Genomic DNA, 19799 nt, shown 5'->3' on the forward strand with positions numbered 1-19799 from the left:
CCAAAAATAATCTATCTTGAAGGTCAAAGTATGACATTTGCGAAAAATTCTGTTTGTATTGCTTTAATTGCTGTTGCGAGTTCTTTTGCCGCCGACCGAGTGGTAGGTGCGAATGCGACCTTGGATATTGAACCGGGTGCGCGTTCTGCTGCATTGGGTTCTGCGACAATGGCCGTCGATGGCGATTACCTGGGGCTCATGTCGAACCCCTACCAGCTTGCAAATGTGAATTACGCATGGGCTTCTTTTTCGCATACCGAATACTATGAAGATACAAAGTATGACTACGCCTCGGCGGTGGTGCCGCTCGGGGTGGGCCAGGGCTTGGGTATTTCTTTTTCAAGATTCGGTGCAGACGATATTCCCTACATTAAAGAGGGCGAACCTCTTCCCGAAGGTTCCAACTACAACACGCTTTCTATTGCAGACTGGGTGTTCTCGGCAACCTTCGGCCGTAAGCTCACCAAGCGCCTGGATTTAGGTATCGGGTTCCATGGCCTGTACCGCGAAATGGACCAGAGCGGCTGGGGCTTCCGCGGCGATGCCGGACTTCGCTTTAATGCGGTCGATGAACTTTACTTGTCGGCCCTCTTGAAGGGCTGGACGTCTTCGGCGACCAGTTGGGAATCGGGCGAGTTCGAATACTCTTCTCCGGAGTTGTATGTCGCTGCCAGTTACGGACTTCCGGTGCCTTACCTGTATGGCAAGTTGAACCTGTATTGGCAGGGGGCCGAACTTTTGCACCGTGAAGCTCGCGACCTGGATTACGAAATGGACCAGTCCCGCGGCAAGCGCGTGTGGGAAAATCCGCTGGATTGGCTTTCGGGCGGTCGCGGCGGTATCGAATACACCTTCGACTTTGGCCTTTCGCTCCGAGCGGGCCTTTCGAGCTTTACCACGCTCCAGAGCGTGACCGCGGGTGCGGGTCTAGTTATTGCAAAATTTGTAAAAGTCGACTACGCTTTCGAATCGCACCCGGTACTTTCTCCGGTGCATCGCGTAAGCGTGAGCATCAGTCCGTACTTGTTTAGCCATGCGCCTAGGCCGGGCACGCCGGAGGCAACTCCGGCAGTCAGCAAGAACCTGACTGAAGAACCCGATGAAGACACTTCTTACGAGGATATGGAACGCGAACCTTACGAAGCCTCTCGCTCTACCGAAACGGCGTCCGAGCAGCCTGCTCCGGCGTCTGCATCCGAGCAGGAACAGGGTTCGTCTGCGGCTCAAAACGAAAGTCCGGCTGCCGCTTCGCCGGCCGCTCCCGCTCCGACTAGGAACGCCATCATCGAAACAGACGACGAAGTTTTAGAGTAATTTGGGGCAAAAACCGCGATTTTATCGAGTTTAGGAGCGTTTTTTGGTGATAGGTCGCACACGTTGAACCATAATTAGGCTATATTTTTACCATGCCGCAATTAAAGAATTATCGCGAAGTTGGAATATTTGATTTGATGTCCGCCCCCCTGAATCCGATTGGGGCGTTCGATGCCGAACAGTTTAAGAAAGATGTTCGCGATCTTCTCGCTGAAAAGCCTGACGAAAAGTATTTGGCCGTCGATTTGACGGGTTTGGACTTTGTCTATAGCGACGCCTACAATGCCTTTATCCAGTTCCAGCAGGAAATGGAAGACCGTAAGGGCATTTTTGCCGTCCTTACCAATAACCAGACGATTCTTGTTGGCCTCAAGAAGGCTGGTCTCGACAAGAGCATCATGGTCTTCGCCTACGAAGAAGACTTGATGTCGTTCTCGTTGCAGGCTCAGTCTCCGGCTGCAACTGCCGAACCCGAGATCGAAGTTGTTCACGAAGAACCGGCTCCGGTTGCATCGCAGAACATGGGCTCTACCATGGGCTCTATCGATGTGACACCGTCTCATTTGGATCGCCGTACCGGTCAGCATCGCAGGTTCACCAAGAGCTTCAATGCGATTGCCAAGGAAGAACCGGCTGAAAATTCCAAGAAGAAGGGCCTCGATGTTCCGTTCGACGAAGAACCGTCTTCGGCCAAGACCGTAATCATTGTTGCCTTGCTTATGTTGGCTGCTGTGGGCGGTGCTATCGCGATTTTCAGTCTTTAGTCCGATGCCTGTCGAGTTCCACGAATACACACGTAAGCAAAAAACTTTTAATACTCAACATAAGTTCCCGTTAATCCGACTCGTGCTTGTGGCCGTGGCGGCCTTGACGGCATATTTTTCGGGCTTTGTCTCCAAAATCGCAAACGCGTTGCCGCTTCCGGGCAACGAGGAAGAAAAGCCAATCGAAACTTGGGACTACCGCTGCAAACTTTACGGTGGCAAGCCGTTTGTGCTAAAGAAGGGAATGGCACAGTGCTCGTGGGTGCTGGTTGATTCCATTCCCATTTCGCGCTTGCCGAACCCGTTCTTGCGTTACGTGGGTTCTCTCCGTAAAACTGAAAAGTCCAAGCTCCATTGGATTGCCCCGATTACAGATTTCAGTAATGCATTGCTCGTGATGCACGAAGACAGCGTGCGGTCGGTGTATTTACGTTATATGAAACCGGACTCCAGCTACATTTGGGTTTCCAAGAATACGGGCTGCAAGTTCCCCGGAGTATGTCCGAGGCTTCCACTGGAATGGTCTGCGCTTTCGATTGACGAAGGCTTTGACTTCGAAGGCCAGGAATCGCTTTTGGCGATGGATGTGTTTAGTGGCGTCGGTGAAGCTCCGATTTATCCGGTGCTTGCAGGGCGCGTGCTTGATACGGGTCGCGACTCGCTTGGTTACTTTGTTGAAATTGACCACGGCTATAATGTTACGAGTAAAACATTGGGCATGGGAGCACCGAGCGATTCCTTGTCGGTAGGCGATACCGTCGGCGTGCAATCGGTGCTGGGCAGGCTTTCTCCGAAAGACAGCGCGACATTCTTTTTGTCGGTCCGCTTGAATGGACAGTTTGTTCGCTGGAACGATTTTTACGCTTCGACGCATCCTGTCGCACCTGATTCGCTTGCGTCGTTTGAAAAGTTGAACGGTTTTTAATACCTTTGGTCTCATGAACCGCATTCGCTCTAAATACATGGGTCTTGCTTTGCTGTGGATTTTGTCCGCGGTCGTTTTTTTTGCCGGCTGCGAAAAAGACACCGATGGCCCGCTGAATGTTTCGAAAGAAGACTTTAGCTACGATGGCGAAGGGTTCTTTGCCTACGCCCGGCTCGATTCCGGCAAGACAATTCACTTGTCCAAGGACACCCTGTATTTGGACATGGGTAAAATGTGGACATTCTCGAATTGCGCCTTGAAGTCTATCAATCTGGATTACGACAAGGAAGATTCTGTCCTTTGGATTGCGCCGACGCTTTCGATTCACGCGACTGCCGAAGACTGCGCCGCTCCTTATTACCGCCCCGATACGACTCTCAAGCTTCTGCTTTCGTCGAAGCAGATGTCCGGTATTGGTGTCATCAAGGTGAAAAACGATGCCGACACGTCGCTGGATTCCATTATCCTTCGCCGCGGAAGCCTTTCGAGAGATACTTTTGAAATGTATCTGGATTCCGCTTTTGCTGACGTGCAGGCGTTCCCGCTTCGCACTAAAGACAAAAAGCACGGGAAAAATTACCCGACGGTCATGCGCGTGCTCGATTCCCTTACGCCGCGCGTGTTTTACTGGCGCACCATGAAGTCTACTTGTACGCACCGCGTGGACATGTGCAAGAATACAGTTTCCGATACCATTTACCCGAACTCCTGGAATATTAACGACACGAACTTGGTGCCGGTGCATTATGCCTGCGCCGATTCCGATTCGGTGTATTGCATCAATTCCAAATGGGAAAACGATTCAACGGAACTGGGCAAGTTGCAGGAACGCCCCGATACCATTTGGCATTACAGCACTTACTATACCGAAAAGATTCCGGAATGTGGAACGTACAGTCACTTTGCGATCAACTCCTTTGTGATCGGTGGGCAGGCCCGCTTTATTCGCGAGCTGTTTACGCCCGATGAAGACGAATCGTTCTGCGGTCCGAATTCTAAGAAAGATTGGATGGTCTATAACTTGTCGACCAACAAGATGGTGGTTGATTCCGACAGCGTTACGGTGCTAGACTCTCTGTATAAAATCTGGAAGAAGGCGACGGTCGCTCCGGATGCCCCGAAAGAAAAATGATTGAATATTCCTATTCTCCTGAAATTGCCGAGGCGGATCGCCCGATTATCCTTGAATCCCGTATTTACAAGGATTGGCTCGAAAAATCTCAAGAAAAATTCGTGGTGACCAAGGTCCACTTTTCGTCAGTGGATTTTTTGCGCAAGGGTCGCCAGCCGCTATTCATTAAGCTCGATGCGACGGCGACTCTCCCGGACGGACGCCCGGTGCATGGCATTGTGCTTGTTCGCGGGAATGCCGTTGGCGTTTTGGTAGTGTTGCGTTGCGAAGGCAAAAAGTACTTGTTGCTGGTAAGGCAGCCGCGTTTTGCGATAGGCGAGCAGGCGTCGCTTGAAATTCCGGCAGGGATTTTGGACTGGACTGGCGATTACCGCAAGGTTGCCTTGAGCGAACTTGAAGAAGAAGCGCAAATTAAGGCCGACGATTCCGAACTGATTGACCTCATGGACTTTTGGTACAAGGGTAAAAGCGACGGCTTTGCGGCAAGCTGCGGACTTTTGGATGAACGCATTCGTTTGTATGCAATCGAACGCGACGTGACGCCGGAACAGTTGAAGTCCATGGACGGCAAGGATCAGGAATACACCGAAGAAATCGAATGGATAAAGACGGTGGTGCTCCCTTACGAAGAAGCCGCCCACGAGTTTATCGATGGAAAGAACTTGATCGCTCTCTTCTTGTACGAACGCTGGCTTGAGGCTAGAAAAATGTGTAGTGTGTAATGTGTGATGACTAATTATAATTCCGCATCTTACATCTCACATTCCACATCCCACATTAGTCCCTGTTTACCATTTCCCGATGTTGTTGATGGTCAGGCCCAGGAAGAAAATGGTCAGGTAACCGTACCATAGACCTGTGAGGACGTAGTTCAATTTGCGCTTGTAGGCCTTGGGTTCGTTTTTATTCTTTTCGCGAATCACGAGAATGTTCTTGCGCAAAAAGTAGGCGCAACCAGCAAGACCAATTAAAGTAGCGAGAATCAAAAGTACGTAAGCCATGCGGTAAATATAAAAATTCGGAATTGTGATTTCGGATTTCAGAATTTAAATAATCGCGGCGAAGCCGCCTGAAAAAACAATTCTGAACTCCGAATTCCGAAATCTGAACTAATTTGCCCCTTTATTTTTATAAATCCGGCTGTAAAAATTCGTAATTGTGATTTCGGATTTCAGAATTTAAATAATTGCGGCGAAGCCGCCAGAAAAATAATTCCGAACTCTGAATTCCGAAATCTGAACTAATTTCCCCCCTTATTTTTATAAATCCAGTTGCCTAAGGCTTGAAAAATTTCTCTATTTGGTCTGTCTTGACGTTCGTGGACCCGATTTAGGCTTAAATGAGCAGATTTCGGGGCCGTATGCGAACGCCGTTTATTATACGAGGTCTATTTGGTAGCCCAGAAATTGGATACATTGGTCGCCCAGGCATGCGAAGCCGCCGGCGTTACATTGGTGGAACAGGACATGTTCCGCGCAGGCAAACGTAAAACGCTGCGCCTTTACATAGACAAACCCGAAGGGGTGACAATCGACGACTGCTCTAACGTGAGCCGTCATTTGTCCGATGCCCTGGATGCCGATCCGGATATTATTGAAGGTGCCTACACTTTGGAAGTGTCGTCGCCGGGGCTAGACCGCCCCCTCAAGTCGGTTGCCGATTTTACCCGCAATATCGGACGTTTTTTGCGGGTGACCCGCAGTACCGGTAAGCCTGTTACGGGCAAGCTCGTTGCTGCAGACGAAGAAAATTTGACGCTCACCCTTAAAGGCAATGCCGGTGACGTGGTCGTGCCCCGCAGCGAAGTGCTGGTGGCAAAAGTGGATGTACAAATATAATAGGAAGGTCATTTTATGAAGAACGAACCGAAAGTTAACTTGCTCGATGTGCTGAAAGATGTGGTCGAAGCCAAGGATATGGATGATTCCATTGTCATCAACGCTTTGAAGGAAGCCTTGGTGACGGCAGCACGCAAGTACTTGCACATCGAAAAGAAGATCGATGTGGATTTCGATACTGAAACCAACGAAGTCCATGTGTTCTTGCGCGTGGCCGTTGTCGATGACTATCCGGACTACGACCCGAACATGACCGCTGCCGAAGTGGAAGAACTCGACAAGGGTTACATGCTGGTCGAAGAAGCTCGCGACTTTAACGAAGATGCTCAGCCGGGTGACTTCCTCGAAATGGAAATTCCTATTTCTGCATTCGGTCGCCAGGCCATTCAGACTGCAAAGCAGCTCCTGAACCAGCAGATCCGCGATGCCGAACGCCAGAAGATCATGGATACCTACCGCAGCCGTATCGGTACCATGGTGAGCGGCGAAGTGCTTCGTCTTGAACAAAGTAACATCATCGTGAAGCTCGGCAAGCAGACTGAGGCCATGATTCCGGCTCGTGAACAGATCCGCCGCGAACGTTGGGCTCAGGGTAACTCCATCAAGGCCGTGATCGCCCGCGTGGAAGAATCTTCCAAGAACGGTGCCCAGGTGGTGCTGTCCCGCGCTAACGGTGACTTCCTCAAGGAACTCTTCCGTCAGGAAGTTCCGGAAATTTACGAAGGTACTGTCGAAATCAAGGGCGTTGCCCGCGAACCGGGTTTCCGCGCCAAGATTGCCGTGTATTCCCGCGACGAAAAAATCGACCCGGTCGGCGCTTGCGTCGGTATGAAGGGTGCCCGCGTGCAGACGATTGTGCGTGAACTCGGTAACGAACGAATCGACATCGTGCAGTGGAATCCGGATCTGGATACCTTCATTACGCGCGCCTTGACTCCGGCTAACGTAATCAAGCTGATTCACGTGCCCGAAACCCGCCGCACCGTGGTGATTATCAGCGACGAAAACCTTGCTTTGGCGATTGGCAAGAACGGCCAGAACGTGAAGCTTGCTGCAGAACTCGTGCAGCGTAACCTCGACGTGTTCGGTGAAAACGAATGGAACCAGAAGGACGACGAAACGAAGGCTAAGATTACCTCTCCGTCCGCTGCCGATTTTAACCAGAACCGTAAGGCTGCTCGCTAATTTTTAAAAAAGGAACATTGGAAGCTATTCATGGCTAATGAAGAACAAATCAAACCAGTAGACTGGGCAAAATCCCACGGCATCAAGGTTGATGTCGTGATGAAGCTGCTTCGCGATGCGGGCGTTGCTGTCCGTACTCAGGTGTCCAAGCTTGATGCTAAGGATTATGAGAAGATCGAAGCGGACGCCGAGGCCGAACGCCAGAAGGCTGAAGCTCGCAACAAGAATCTGAAAAAGGCGTCTTCCGCTGAAACTTCCAATGCTTCTTCTGACAAGAAGAGTGAGTCTGCTTCGGCTGGCGATGGCAAGAAGTTGAAGGCCACGCTCATCAGGACTAAGAAGCCGGCGAAACCCGCTGCCGCTGCTGCCGCACCGGCCGCTGCAAAGCCTGCCGCTACGGTGAAGCCTGCTGCCCCCGCCCCCAAGGCCGAGGCGCCTGCCGCTGTCGAAGCCCCCGCTGCCGCAGCTGTTGCACCGGCCGCTGTAAAGCCTGCCGCACCGGCCGCAGCTCCTGCAGCCCCGAAGGCTGAAGCTGCTCCGGCCGCTCCCGCAGCTCCTAAGGCAGAAACTCCTGTCGCAGAGAAAAAGCCCGCGCCCGCAGCACCTGCTCCGGCACCGGTCGCTCCTGCTGCAGTCAAACCTGCTGCTCCGGCTGTAAAACCTGCCGCTCCGGCCGCCCCCGCAGCCCCCGCTGCTGCCGCACCGGCCGCTGCCAAGCCTGCCATGGTGACCCCGGGCATGGAACTCAAACAGCCTCCGATGAAGGCCCAGGTGTTCAAACCGGACGAAGCTATTCTCGCCCGTATCAAGAAGTCTCAGCAACAGGCCCAGTCAAACCGCGGCGGTCACCGCAACGGTGGTGGAAACCAGCAGGGCTATACAGGAACTTTCGGTCGCCTCTCGAACAACAATGGCGACAACCGTAACGGCAACCGTCGCAATGACAACCGTAACGGCAATGGCGGCAACAACGGCGGTCGTACCTTTACCGGCCGCACGGGAGGCTTTACCGGCAACTCGATGCAAGACGCCTTTAACGCCAGCAATGGCGGCGGCCAGGGATTTGGTGGCCAGAATCAGGGTGGCAAGGGTGGCAAGCAGCAGAATGGCCGTCATGGTGGCAATGACAAGAATCGTCGCAATAACGGCAAGGACCGCATGGAGCAACAGAAGGAACTCCAGCAGGAAGCCGTACGCCAGAACGTTTCTCGCGTGATGGCCGACCTTTCCAAGAAGCCCGTTAAGAAAGTTTATCGCAAGGAACACAACGACAACAATTCCGGCGAAGAAAAGAAAATCCTCAAGACTTCCGACTTCATTACCGTGGGCGAACTCGCTGGCCTTATGGACCAGATGCCGGCCCGCGTGATTGCGAAGTGCATGGAAATGGGCATGATGGTGACCATCAACGCCCGCTTGGATTTTGAAACCATCCAGCTGTTGGCCGACGAATTCGGTTACGAAGCCCAGCTGATGGAAGAATACGAAGAAGAAGTGCTCGGCGTGGAAGAAGAATCCTCTGAAAACCTGAAGCCGCGTCACCCGGTGGTGACGGTGATGGGCCACGTTGACCACGGTAAAACTTCTTTGCTCGACTGGATTCGTAAGACTCACGTGGTGTCCGGCGAATCGGGCGGTATTACGCAGCACATCGGTGCATACGAAGTCACGACCAAGCAGGGCAAGGTGACCTTCCTCGATACTCCGGGTCACGAAGCGTTTAGTGCTATGCGTGCTCGCGGTTCTCAGGTGACCGACGTGATCGTGCTCGTGGTGGCAGCCGACTCCATGGTGATGCCGCAGACCGTTGAATCGATTGAACTTGCCAAGCGCGAAAAGGTGCCGATGGTTGTTGCCATCACGAAGATCGACTTGCCGACCGCTAACCCCGACAAGATTCGCGCCCAGCTCGCTGAACGCGGCGTGGAAGTGGAACAGTGGGGTGGTTCTACCAGCTGTATCGAAGTTTCTGCACGTACGGGCCAGGGCATGGACGACCTCCTGGAAACGCTCGCCCTCGAAGCCGAAGTGCTCGAACTCAAGGCGAACCCCGATGCTCATGCTCGCGGCGCCGTGGTGGAATCCAAGCTCGACGTGGGTAAGGGTTCTATGGCCACGATCCTCGTGCAGAATGGTACACTCCATGTGGGAGACCCGTTCGTTTGCGGTATTTATGCCGGTCGTGTGCGTGCCATGTTTAACGAACGTGGCGAACAGATGAAGGAAGCTCCTCCGTCTGCTCCGTGCCAGGTGCTCGGCTTTGACGGTACTCCGCAGGCCGGTGATGATTTGATCGTGGTCGAAGACGAAAAGACTGCACGTGAGATTGCCTCCAAGCGCCGTATGGCTGCCCGTGAACGCGACTTGCGTTCCCGTAACGTCAAGACTTTGGAAGATACCTTCAACGATCGTAAGGAAGGCAAACTCTCTGAACTCAACCTTATTGTCAAGGCCGACGTGGGCGGTTCTGCAGAAGCTCTTGCAGCAAGCCTCGAAAAGCTTACCAACAAGGAAGTGCGCGTCAACATTATCCGCAAGGGTGTGGGTACCATTACGGAATCCGATATCCTCTTGGCTACGACCGCACAGGCAATCATTATTTCCTTCCACTTGATGCCGTCGCTTTCTATCCGAGAAATGGCCCAGAAGGAAGGCATCGAAATCCGCAACTACCGCGTGATTTACGACTGTATCGAAGATATCACGAACGCTGTGGAAGGCCTCCTCAAGCCGACTATGCGCGAAGAACTCTCCGGCGAAGCCGAAATCCGTCAGGTGTTCAAGATTCCGAAGATCGGTCTTATCGCAGGCTGTATGGTTACCGACGGCGAAGTCGACCGTACCAGCCATGTGCGCGTGTACCGTAACGGTGTGGAACTCGGTACGACCGTGGTCCAGTCCTTGAAGCGCATGAAGGACGACGTCAAGTCTGTCGCTCGTGGCTTTGAATGCGGTATCGGCCTTAAGGGTTACGAAGACATCAAGGAAGGCGATAGCTTGATCTTCTTCAAGGAAGTCAAGGTTGCCCGTACTTTGAAGGATGTGGCCCGCGAAGAAGCCGAAGAAAAGGCGAAGAAGACCGCGGAAGAGGAAGTTAAGTAGACGGTAGAAAGTAACTAGGTCTGAGGTCGCCTTGCGGCGCAAGGCTCTGAGCGATGAGGTCGGCACCGTTGTGCCTTTGGGTATAAGTTAGGCGCCTATGGCGCAAAATGGAATCCTTAACCTCAAAGCGAAGCGAGCTCAAAGCGCTTTAGCGCGACCTCGCACCTCACAGCTTAATATAAATGAGTAGAAGAACAGACAGATTGGACGAACAGTTCCGCGAGGAAATCGGCAAGCTCTTGCAGAAGGGCTTGAAGGACCCTCGCGTGAGCAGCCTCGCAAGCATTACGCGCGTGACGATTACCGATGACCTGAGCTATGCAAAGGTGATGGTCTCGGTGATGGGAAGCGACAAGGAAAAGCGCGATTCGCTGATTGGCCTCAAGAATTCCGCCGGGTATATCCGTACGGTTTTGGGCAAGGCGCTCAAGATTCGCAAGATTCCCGAATTGAACTTTGTTCTGGACGAAAACCTGGAACACGCCATGCATATCGAAAGCATTCTGGCCGAACTGAAGCAGAAAGGGGATTTGTAATTGAGCAATTCCGGCTTCGTTCTGTTGGACAAGATTGCTGGTGAAACTTCTTTTAAGGCCCTTTTCCCACTGAAAAGGGTCTTTTCTACGAAGCGAGTAGGCCACGCAGGCACGCTGGATTTGCGCGCCTCGGGCTTGATTATTGCGGCGACTGGCCGCTGCACGCGATTGCTCCCGTTTATTGAAGCCAAGGACAAGTGCTACAGCTTTAGACTGCATTTGGGTTACGAAACCGATACCCTCGAATGGGACGGTGAAGTGGTGGAGCAGGATGAGAGAGAATTCGGAGTTCGGAATTCGGAATTCAGCGTTGACAAAGAAGGTGTCATCCTGAGCGAAACGAAGTGTAGTCTCTTTGACCACTTGGCAACTTGTTGCCTTAGTGGGCATGATCCCCGAATGGGGAGAAGGATCTCTCGTGCTGATGTCGAACGTGTATTGCCGCAGTTTTCGGGCGATATCGAGCAGATTCCGCCGAAGTATTGTGCCGTGAAAATCAACGGCGTGCGTGCAAGCGACCTCATGGAACGCGGTCGCAACATTGAGTTGAAACCCCGCAAGATTCGCATTAGCGAACTCAAGGTGATTGGCGAGGGCGAAGTGACTGAAGGTTGCTCCGGCAAGGAATTTGCGACCTTCGACTTGATTTGCGAATGCTCCAAGGGAACCTACATTCGCGCTCTCGGTCGCGATATCGGGCGTGCGCTCGGGACCTACGCCTGCGTATCGCAGATACGCAGACACCGCATCGGCAACGTGGCGGTGGAGAGTGCCGTGCGTGGCGAGAACCTGACCCGTGAAAACCTGTTGCCGGTCGATGCGGTGCTCGACTTTCCGGTGGTGCGCCTGACGCCGGAACAGGTAGCTGTGATTCGCCAGGGTAATTGGCTCCCTTGGAAAGAGAAAATCGAGGGCGTAGGCCCCGAGGGCCATGTGTTTGCCGCGGACATGCAAGGCGAAGTCTTGAGCCTGTGCTTTTATGAACCGGGGCGAATTAAGCCTAAATTTTATTTGGGTGAGGACGAAAAATGAAGCGTGCAGTGACGATGGGTAATTTTGACGGATGCCACCTGGGACACCAGGCTCTTTTTCGCACGCTCAAGGCCGTTGCCGAAGTGAACGGCTTGACGCCTACCGTCATTAGCTTTGAACCGCATTCCAATTACGTGTTGCACTCTCCCGGCGATCCGCTGCTTTTGACGACTACCGAAGAAAAACGCGAATTCATTGAAAGTCTGGGTCTTGAATTTCTGGTGCTCCCGTTTACGCCCGAAGTGGCGAAGCTCCCGTTCGATGTCTTTGTCCGTCAGGAGCTGATTGAAAAACGCGGCGTTTGTTCCATGTTCTTTGGCCACGACCATTGCTTTGGCGCCGGCGGCAAGGGCAACTACGAAACTATTACGGCTGCCTTCCCGGAACTTTCGACAGCCATGCTTTCGATTGTGCTGCATAAGGGCGAACGCGTGAGTTCTTCCGCTGTGCGAAATGCCCTGCTGAATGGCGATGTGTCTCGTGCGCAGACTTATTTGGGCCGTCCGTATCGTTTGTCTGGAACGATTGTCGAAGGCAAGCGCCTCGGGCATACCATCGGTTTTCCGACCGCGAATTTGCAGGTGGAAAAGTACAAGTTCTTGCCCAAGCACGGCGTGTATGTGGCAACCGCCCGCCTCCCGGGTGGAGTCGATGCGGATGGTGCACATGATGAACGTTCTTTCCGAGCGGTGGTAAACATTGGAACACAACCTTCTACGGGTAACCAGCAGCTTGCCATCGAAGCCTACCTGCTCGACTTCAGCGAAGACATTTACGGTCGCCCGATGGTGCTCGACTTGATGGCATACTTGCGCCCCGAACAGAAGTTCCCGAGCTTAGACGATCTGGTGCGCCAGATTGGCATGGATGCCGATACCGCCCGCAATTACAACGGCAATCATTGGGCCGAATAGAGCCTGCTTTAGCAAGAAAAATAAAAAAAAATTACAAAAGCGGTAAGAATATTATATATTTCTTACCATGAAATTAGGTTGTATACACGCTTTATTCCTTGCTGCATCAGTTTATGCCGCAACATCCATTACCCCTGTAATACCCAAGCTTTCGGACGGATGCTATCAAATTGGAACTGCCGCAGAACTTTACGGCTTTGCATCCATCGTGAATGGAAGCAACGGAATGACGCAGAATATGGCGGCGTGTGGCAAACTCACTACAAATATCATAGTCAACAAAAACGTGCTTGCGAACGATACGCTCAACGGCGACGGTTCGGCTTTTATAACCTGGACTCCGATAAAAAAATTCAGCGGTACCTTGGACGGCCAGTACCACACCATTTCGGGCCTTTACATGAGTGGCGACGAAGATGCCGCCCTGATTCTGTCTGTCAAGCCGCCCAAGGACGAAGACACGGTGACTGTCAAAAATCTAGGCATCGAGGATTCTTACTTTTTCAGCCGCGGAAGCGCTTCGGGTGTCATCGGTAACATCGATACTGGCACGGTCGCGATATCCAATGTCTATAGTGTCGCCTTTGTACGCGGTTACTATGGGTCGGCAGGCCTGGTCGGCAATGCGCATAAAGGTCCGCTCTATGTCCGGAATTCATATACGTTACCCCCGAAAACCGTCATCAAGGATGTAGGACTTATTGTCGGAGCTTATGCGGAAACAATCGATGAGGTCGTCAATAGCTACGAACCTTATGAGCATAACGTCTATTCCAGTACCAACACCATTTCGGTCAAGTCTTCTCAATTCGCCGACGGTACAATCGCACAACGCCTTCACAATTCCCTCGGCGGTAGCGCCTGGGGGCAAAACGTAGGGGCCGATCCGCATCCCGTATTCAGCGGAACGGTAACTGGTTATACAGGTGCAGACTCGGTCTTCAGTCTTTCTTGGCATAACGTGACCATGGATAATGAAATTTATGCCGTCGGCTATATAAAGGGGGCCAGGACTACTTTTCCGATTCCCGTCCGTGATGGTTACGCTTTCCTAGGCTGGTTCAAAAATGCTAAGCTTACCGGGAATCCGATTGCTGGTCTTGATTACAAGACGTCGGGTAATTTAGATTTGTATGCCATGTGGACTCCGCTCCCCAAAAAGAACGGGGACTGTTATGAAATAAGTACAGAAGATGATCTTTATGGTTTTGCCGCCATAGTGAATGGAGCCCCTGGGACTGTTCAGGAGCCTTGCGCCTGTGGTAAGCTTACGGCAGACATTGCTTTGAACGTAGACGCCGAAAAGGAATACAAGCCCTGGTTTCCGATCATGAATTTTTGCGGGACATTCGATGGTAGCGGCAAGAGCATTTCGGGATTGTATCGTAACGATACGTTGAGCAGTATGGGATTTTTCGGATCCGTAAATGAAAAGGTTATCACCTATACGGAACGCTACAGGGCAACCATCAAGAACTTGGAAGTCAAGAAAGTGCATTTCGAAGGCGGTGACTGTATAGGTGTCCTTGTGGGTAATGGATCGGGCGTGAATATCGATAATTGCCATACCAGCGGCAGTGTCGTGTGGGGATCTAGTGCGGGAGGATTTGCGGGGTGCCTGCGTGATGCGTCCATATCGCATTCGTACAACGAAGCCCATGGCTCTGCTAGGGTTTCTGTAGGCGGTTTTGTCGGTAACGTATCCGGTGATTTGCTCGTTACGAATTCCTATAACTTGGGGCGTTTCGAAAATTATAGGGATTGTTGCCAAGATAACAACTTTGCCATGTTTGGTCGAGTCGGTGGTAAGATTACTGCTGAAAACTCATACAACATGCCTATTGTCGATTTCTGGTATAAAAAGGAGCCCCCGTCTGCAACTTTGACCGACGAAGGCGACGTGGATTCCGCTTTTAACGTTTTTTACTACGGAGCGAAAAAAGATTCTAACGGAACCTGGGTGAGTGAACAGGAATTCCGGGATGGAACTGTCGCCAAGTTGCTGCACGACTACAAGAGCGAACGTACTGACGGCTCCATTTGGGGGCAGGACGTATGGGTCGACCCATATCCGACTTTCAAGGACGGTATCATCGTAGCATCGTCCATTACACCCAAGACACCCAAATTGGTTGACGGTTGTTACCAGATCGGTTCCAGGGAGGAACTCTTCGGTTTTGCGAACATCGTAAATACATCCCTTTATAACATCGTTCCCTTCTGTGCGAAACTTACCGACGACATTACCATGAACAAGAATGTCATGGCCTCTGCAGAACATCTCAGGGATGGTAAAAACGACTTTATCCAGTGGACTCCCATAAAAGAATTCGATGGCGAATTCGATGGGCAGGGCCACACGATTTCGGGACTTTACTTCAACGACTCGACAGTTGCAAACGCGGGCCTTTTTGGCTCGGTGTTTAGCAAGGATTCACTTTTCCCCACAAAGATCATAAACGTCGGTATTACTGATTCTTATATACGCAGTAATGAAAATGCAGGTGGCCTGATTGGAAAAGTTGATACGCTCAGCAAGAGGGTGATTGTAAAGAATTGCCACAGCGATGCCGTTGCCGATGGCTACTATCATTTTTCCGGGTTGATCGGTGCGCACCTTGACGGTGTTCTTGATGTAAGCGAGTCTTATGCCACGCGTACGACAGACATGGGGGTGGGTAGCCTTGTCGCCTATACAACGGGAAGGCTTAACATTCTCAATTCGTACAGCATCGATGTGGGCGGTAGAGGCCTGGTCGGGTCTACCCCCTCACTTCATTTCATAGGGTCTGATTCCATCGTTGCACACATCAGCATCGAAAATTCCTATGCGCTTTCCAAGAATAAATCTACGGGAGAATGGGACTGGGTTGGCGTAGTCAATGCCCCCTATAATGTTCCGGTTGTTTATAGAAACGCCTACCGCTACGAAAATACTCAAGGGTTTATAGATCCGGATTCAAACAAGGCCCTTTATTTTGAGGTGACAGCAGATCAGATCAAGGATGGCTCTCTCGCAAGCGCCTTGCACATGTACAAGAACAAAAATATAGATGGTTCCGTATGGGGCCAAGAAGTCGGTGTGGACGAATATCCTAAGCTTACGGGAACCATCAGTGGTGTTGCCACCGTGAAAACGTCTCCGCTGGTCCTATACACCTTTGACGGCGATACTGCCGACTATCCAGATTCCTATGTCAATGGAATTGGATTGTCCCTTCCGGTTCCTGTTCGCGCAGATTATACATTTAGGGGTTGGTACGACAATGCCGAATATTCCGGCAAGCTGTATGAAGCCATTCCTGATACTGCCTCCGGAGAACAAGTCTTTTATGCAAAATGGTGGCATATTCCGCAGGTCACTGGCGGCTGCTACGCAATCGGTGATGCCGGAGAACTTCTCCAGTTCGCAGAAGACTACAACAGGGCTTCCCGCGGCGCGGTTTGCGTAAAATTGACCGCCGACATCGTAATGAACAAAAACGTGACGATTGATGATCAACTGAATGTGACTGATACCGCATCCTTCCAAGAATGGACTCCGATCAGGAACTTCCGTGGGACTTTTGATGGTCAGGGGCATGCCATATCGGGGCTTTACTATGACAACGGCTACGTGGTCAGCGCAGGGCTTTTTGCTTCCATAGGCGATGAGTACGAATTTTCTACCGTCACTATCAAGAACTTGAACATCAAGGATTCTTATTTCAAGGCCGCCAGCTGGGTTGGAAGCCTAGTCGGTCTTTCCAAGAAGAAAACGGACCTTTTAGTGGAAAATGTTACCAGCGAAAGCATTGTTGAAGCGATGATTTACCAGGGTAACCAAGTCAACGGAACGAAGGTTGGTGGACTTGTCGGTTATTTCTTCGGGGATTCGGATGCGGACGAATGCAGAACCCTGGAAATGGTGAATGTAAACCACAAGGGGCATTTGTCCAGTACTTCAGAATGTGCTGGCGGACTTGTCGGTGAACTTTTTTCCGCAAGAATACTCATTGTACATGCAAGTCATGAGGGAACTATTTTCGCAAGAGAACATGCTGGTGGACTGATTGGTGTAGCGGACAATGGATGTCAGGTTGATTTGGCGTATGTGTACAACGAGGGCTCTGTGGATGGGCGCTATATCGGGGGCCTGGTGGGGCGCAATAGGACTCCGCTTAACATATACAACGCGTATAATGTTGGCGAACTGAAAACCTCAAAATATCCCGGCGGCATTGTTGGCGATATTTATTCAAAAGTGAATTTGCTCAACTCCTTCAACATGGGCAAGGGAACATCTTCAACGAGTCCTTTCTACGGTTACAAAAGTGAAGGCGCTGTAATTCAGGTCGATAACGCATTCCACTTGGATTCCATCGATGCATTGGATGGTTCTACGCCCGTATCCGAAAAGGAATTTACGGACTTGACCTTGGCGAAGAAACTTCATGACTACAGCAAGGGCTGGGTCACGGGCGAAGGCTGGACCCAAAAAGTGGGGGATTCGCATCCTGTATTCGATATGGCTTACTTGAATGAACACTCCGCAGAAATCGCGAAGAGTATTCCGGGGCCGTCTAGCAGTTCTACGGCATCCTCTTCAAGCAAAGAAGAATCTTCTTCGAGCGAAGAAATTTCGTCTTCCGGCGAAGCGGTGTCTTCTTCTAGTGAAGTCGCATCTTCTTCGAGCGAAACGGTCTCCTCTTCGTCTAAAGAATCCAGCTCCAGCTCTGTTGGAAGATCTAGCTCTAGTGAAGCAAAGTCTTCGTCTTCTGAGACGCCGATTGCAATTGCTATAACGGCTGCTCCTCGATTCGTGATTCAGACTGTAGGTCGAACAGTCCAAGTCAATGGATCCAAGGCCGGCAAAAAGTACGCCGTGATGGACCTTCAAGGTCGCGTAATGACTCTCGGCTATACATTAGAGAATTTCTCCATCGTGATTCCTGCACCTGGCACCTACCTTCTCCGAATTGATGGAGAAATTGCCAAGGTAGATGTTGAGTAGAATGGATATTAAAAAGGTCTATATGAAACAGTTCTTTCAAAAAAGTTTGATATTGTTGTTGCTTGCTTATGGTTTTTCAGGTGCAAGTTTCTATTATGAACATTCTGGCAACCGTGATGTTGCTGTCGAAAATGCTCGGCCCAAAATCGAATCCCCAAAGGGTGAATGTCGCATGAGCAATGATGAACTTTCGAATGGTAAACGGAAACTGCTTCAAAAATATAACGAGTGCGTGAACGCCTATTCTGTTAATTCGGTACATGTTCTTTGGTTTAAGGTTTGGGAGGGCGAGTCTGGTGTAGATGAACGTGCGACATGCTTTAGGGAACTCTCTCAAGAAATTATCCGTATGAGTGACTGCGCAGAACAGAGCCTAGACAACGGGGCTTTAATGTCGCTCGATGAATTTACGGGCTATATGCTGAATTTGGGATTCACAGAATACTTTTTTGGAATTATCCTCAACTATGATTCGTTGAAGTCTTATGAAGCGGAAACCAAAATCGTTGATGAATTCGACATGGAAGATGAAAAGTACTTGTTCAAGGATCGGGATTATTCCGAACTTATTCAAGACATGCCCGTGGATAGAGAAAGCAAGGATGTTGCGTTGCTGTACTTGAATTATCTTAGGTACAAGTATGGCGATTATGGTTGTGAGCAAGTTGCATTCCATTACGAGTGCTCTTTTGATAAAGTTGAAAACGATAAGAAGGCATTCTTGAACCGTTATCCCGATAGCAAGTATAGTGATTTCGTAAATAAAGTCGTCGTTGATTATGAATCGGAACGTTCCCGTATACAAGCTGGAAAACAACATGAAAAAGATTTGCAGGAGGCCCAAAGTATTGCGAATGACTTGAAAGAGAGAAGACTCTGGATGGCGCTGAATTTATTTGGCATGGTAGGTTTCCCTCAAACGGATGGTCCAAGTTCTTTTGATAACGAGTATGATGTCTCTACTATGGTTACTTTGGGACTGAAGTGGCAATATCGGAGATTTTTCCTGCAATACCAGTACTATATGGCTCCCGGGACAACATTTGATGATTCTTTTGCCGAAAACGGTTTTTTTGTGATGTTGGGAGGATCAATTGGTACCCTTAAAAGTTGGTCGATCGATTTGTTCCTAGGAGTGAATTCTGTGAACACCCATGGTAAATATCCGAATTTGGAGGATTCTGATTTCGAACCCTTGGTTGGTTTGCAGTATAGCAAAGCGATCCAATTGACGGATTGTATTAGCTTGGTTCTTTCTGCACAGGCCGCGTGGACAGGCTTTTATTACCAAGAGCTCACTGCTGACGATCGACCTAGCGCCCAAGAAGCTGCTACGCAGCTTCACTTGAATTTCGGCGTGGGAGTTCGCTTCTGGACACCGAAACCGCGCTCGATGTATAATGAAAAATATTTGGATTTGATTGAGGAATAGTTTATGCGTCAAATGGGCCTTGCGTTTGCATTTGCGGTGTTGTTCCTTGTGGGGTGTTCCGGTAAACATTCCCTGGTGAACCCGGAATGGAAAAATGCTCCAGATTCATACACAGTGCTTGTGAGCAGACCATTTGTTGGAAATCCTGACGATGTGGCAGATGACCTTCCGGAATACACATCAAATTTTGAAGAGTGGTTTAGCGCAGAAATTGCGACGGCACTTGAAAAAAGAACCGAAAAAAAGCCTTCTGTTAAGGTTGAACTCGATGAGAATTTTAATTTAGTTCCACTGAAATTTGGAAAAGAAGCCTTTTTACAGACTCCGATTCCGAATTTGGATCGTATCAGCGGTCTTCACGGTGTAGTTATTAGTATACACCCAATCAAGTTCAAACGTAAGACGGAAAAACATAACAGTGCAAGTGGAACAACAGTCGATCATTGGTTAGTGGTGAATGGTACATATAGTATTGTTTCGGCAGATGAAGAAAAGATTCTCGCCTATGGATTGTGCTATGGAATATCGAGCTTCAAGTTTGCGATGACCAAGGGGGACTGGGAAAACGTTGTAGATGACCTTGCGAAAACGGTAATTCAAGACACTCCGCTCGAAAAATAGCGATAACAAAA

Annotated in this window: 15 protein-coding genes; 14 read left to right on the forward strand and 1 reads right to left on the reverse strand. The window is 50.5% G+C overall.

The genetic code is table 11. The annotated features are described in order from the left end of the window. Positions 1 to 30: 30 nt before the first annotated feature. The 5 genes from B7988_RS01000 (at position 31) to B7988_RS01020 (ending at position 4857) form a co-directional block, all read left to right on the forward strand. Positions 31 to 1314 (forward strand): hypothetical protein, encoded by a 1284-nt coding sequence (locus tag B7988_RS01000; RefSeq protein WP_073318348.1) that lies wholly within the window; start codon positions 31 to 33, stop codon positions 1312 to 1314. 137 nt (positions 1315 to 1451) lie between these two features. Beyond that, a complete protein-coding gene (locus B7988_RS01005; protein ID WP_073318345.1) occupies positions 1452 to 2078 on the forward strand; it encodes an STAS domain-containing protein in 627 nt (208 codons plus the stop codon). Between the two features lie 4 nt (positions 2079 to 2082). Continuing rightward, positions 2083 to 3003 (forward strand): peptidase M23, encoded by a 921-nt coding sequence (locus B7988_RS01010; RefSeq protein ID WP_088656509.1) that lies wholly within the window; start codon positions 2083 to 2085, stop codon positions 3001 to 3003. A gap of 13 nt (positions 3004 to 3016) precedes the next feature. Beyond that, the gene (locus tag B7988_RS01015) at positions 3017 to 4135 is read left to right on the forward strand and encodes a hypothetical protein (RefSeq protein ID WP_249268787.1); all 1119 of its coding nucleotides are present in this window, start codon (positions 3017 to 3019) and stop codon (positions 4133 to 4135) included. Beyond that, entirely contained in the window at positions 4132 to 4857 is a 726-nt protein-coding gene (locus B7988_RS01020; RefSeq protein ID WP_088656510.1) for an NUDIX domain-containing protein, read from the forward strand. The genes B7988_RS01015 and B7988_RS01020 overlap by 4 nt, the downstream gene beginning before the upstream one ends. A gap of 66 nt (positions 4858 to 4923) precedes the next feature. On the opposite strand, the gene B7988_RS01025 is transcribed toward B7988_RS01020, so the two are convergent. Next, positions 4924 to 5136, reverse strand: coding sequence for a hypothetical protein (locus tag B7988_RS01025; RefSeq protein WP_073318336.1), 213 nt, complete (start codon positions 5134 to 5136; stop codon positions 4924 to 4926). 390 nt (positions 5137 to 5526) lie between these two features. Here B7988_RS01025 and rimP point away from each other — a divergent pair, with 390 nt between their 5' ends. The 9 genes from rimP to B7988_RS01070 all read left to right on the forward strand — a co-directional run bounded on the left by rimP (position 5527) and on the right by B7988_RS01070 (position 19788). Further along, positions 5527 to 5973 carry a ribosome maturation factor RimP gene (gene rimP, locus B7988_RS01030; protein ID WP_073318334.1) on the forward strand — a complete coding sequence of 149 codons (447 nt, stop codon included), beginning with the start codon at positions 5527 to 5529 and terminating at the stop codon, positions 5971 to 5973. A gap of 15 nt (positions 5974 to 5988) precedes the next feature. Next, a complete protein-coding gene (gene nusA, locus B7988_RS01035; protein WP_073318331.1) occupies positions 5989 to 7158 on the forward strand; it encodes a transcription termination factor NusA in 1170 nt (389 codons plus the stop codon). Between the two features lie 30 nt (positions 7159 to 7188). Then, positions 7189 to 10260, forward strand: a complete 3072-nt coding sequence (gene infB / locus B7988_RS01040) for a translation initiation factor IF-2 (protein ID WP_088656511.1) — start codon at positions 7189 to 7191, stop codon at positions 10258 to 10260. 182 nt (positions 10261 to 10442) lie between these two features. After that, positions 10443 to 10796: a 30S ribosome-binding factor RbfA gene (gene rbfA, locus B7988_RS01045; protein ID WP_072976600.1), complete on the forward strand. Its 354-nt coding sequence runs from the start codon at positions 10443 to 10445 to the stop codon at positions 10794 to 10796. Beyond that, positions 10797 to 11828 carry a pseudouridine synthase gene (locus tag B7988_RS01050; RefSeq protein WP_088656512.1) on the forward strand — a complete coding sequence of 344 codons (1032 nt, stop codon included), beginning with the start codon at positions 10797 to 10799 and terminating at the stop codon, positions 11826 to 11828. Then, entirely contained in the window at positions 11825 to 12742 is a 918-nt protein-coding gene (gene ribF / locus B7988_RS01055; RefSeq protein WP_088656513.1) for a riboflavin biosynthesis protein RibF, read from the forward strand. Before B7988_RS01050 ends, ribF begins: the two co-directional genes overlap by 4 nt. Positions 12743 to 12809: 67 nt before the next feature. Then, complete coding sequence (locus tag B7988_RS01060; RefSeq protein WP_088656514.1) at positions 12810 to 17735, forward strand: InlB B-repeat-containing protein; 4926 nt, start codon at positions 12810 to 12812, stop codon at positions 17733 to 17735. 1 nt (position 17736) lies between these two features. Then, the gene (locus tag B7988_RS01065) at positions 17737 to 19167 is read left to right on the forward strand and encodes a hypothetical protein (protein WP_088656515.1); all 1431 of its coding nucleotides are present in this window, start codon (positions 17737 to 17739) and stop codon (positions 19165 to 19167) included. Between the two features lie 3 nt (positions 19168 to 19170). Then, entirely contained in the window at positions 19171 to 19788 is a 618-nt protein-coding gene (locus B7988_RS01070) for a hypothetical protein (protein WP_088656516.1), read from the forward strand. Positions 19789 to 19799: the final 11 nt, after the last annotated feature.

Source organism: Fibrobacter sp. UWB1 (genome assembly GCF_002210325.1).
Classification (GTDB): domain Bacteria; phylum Fibrobacterota; class Fibrobacteria; order Fibrobacterales; family Fibrobacteraceae; genus Fibrobacter.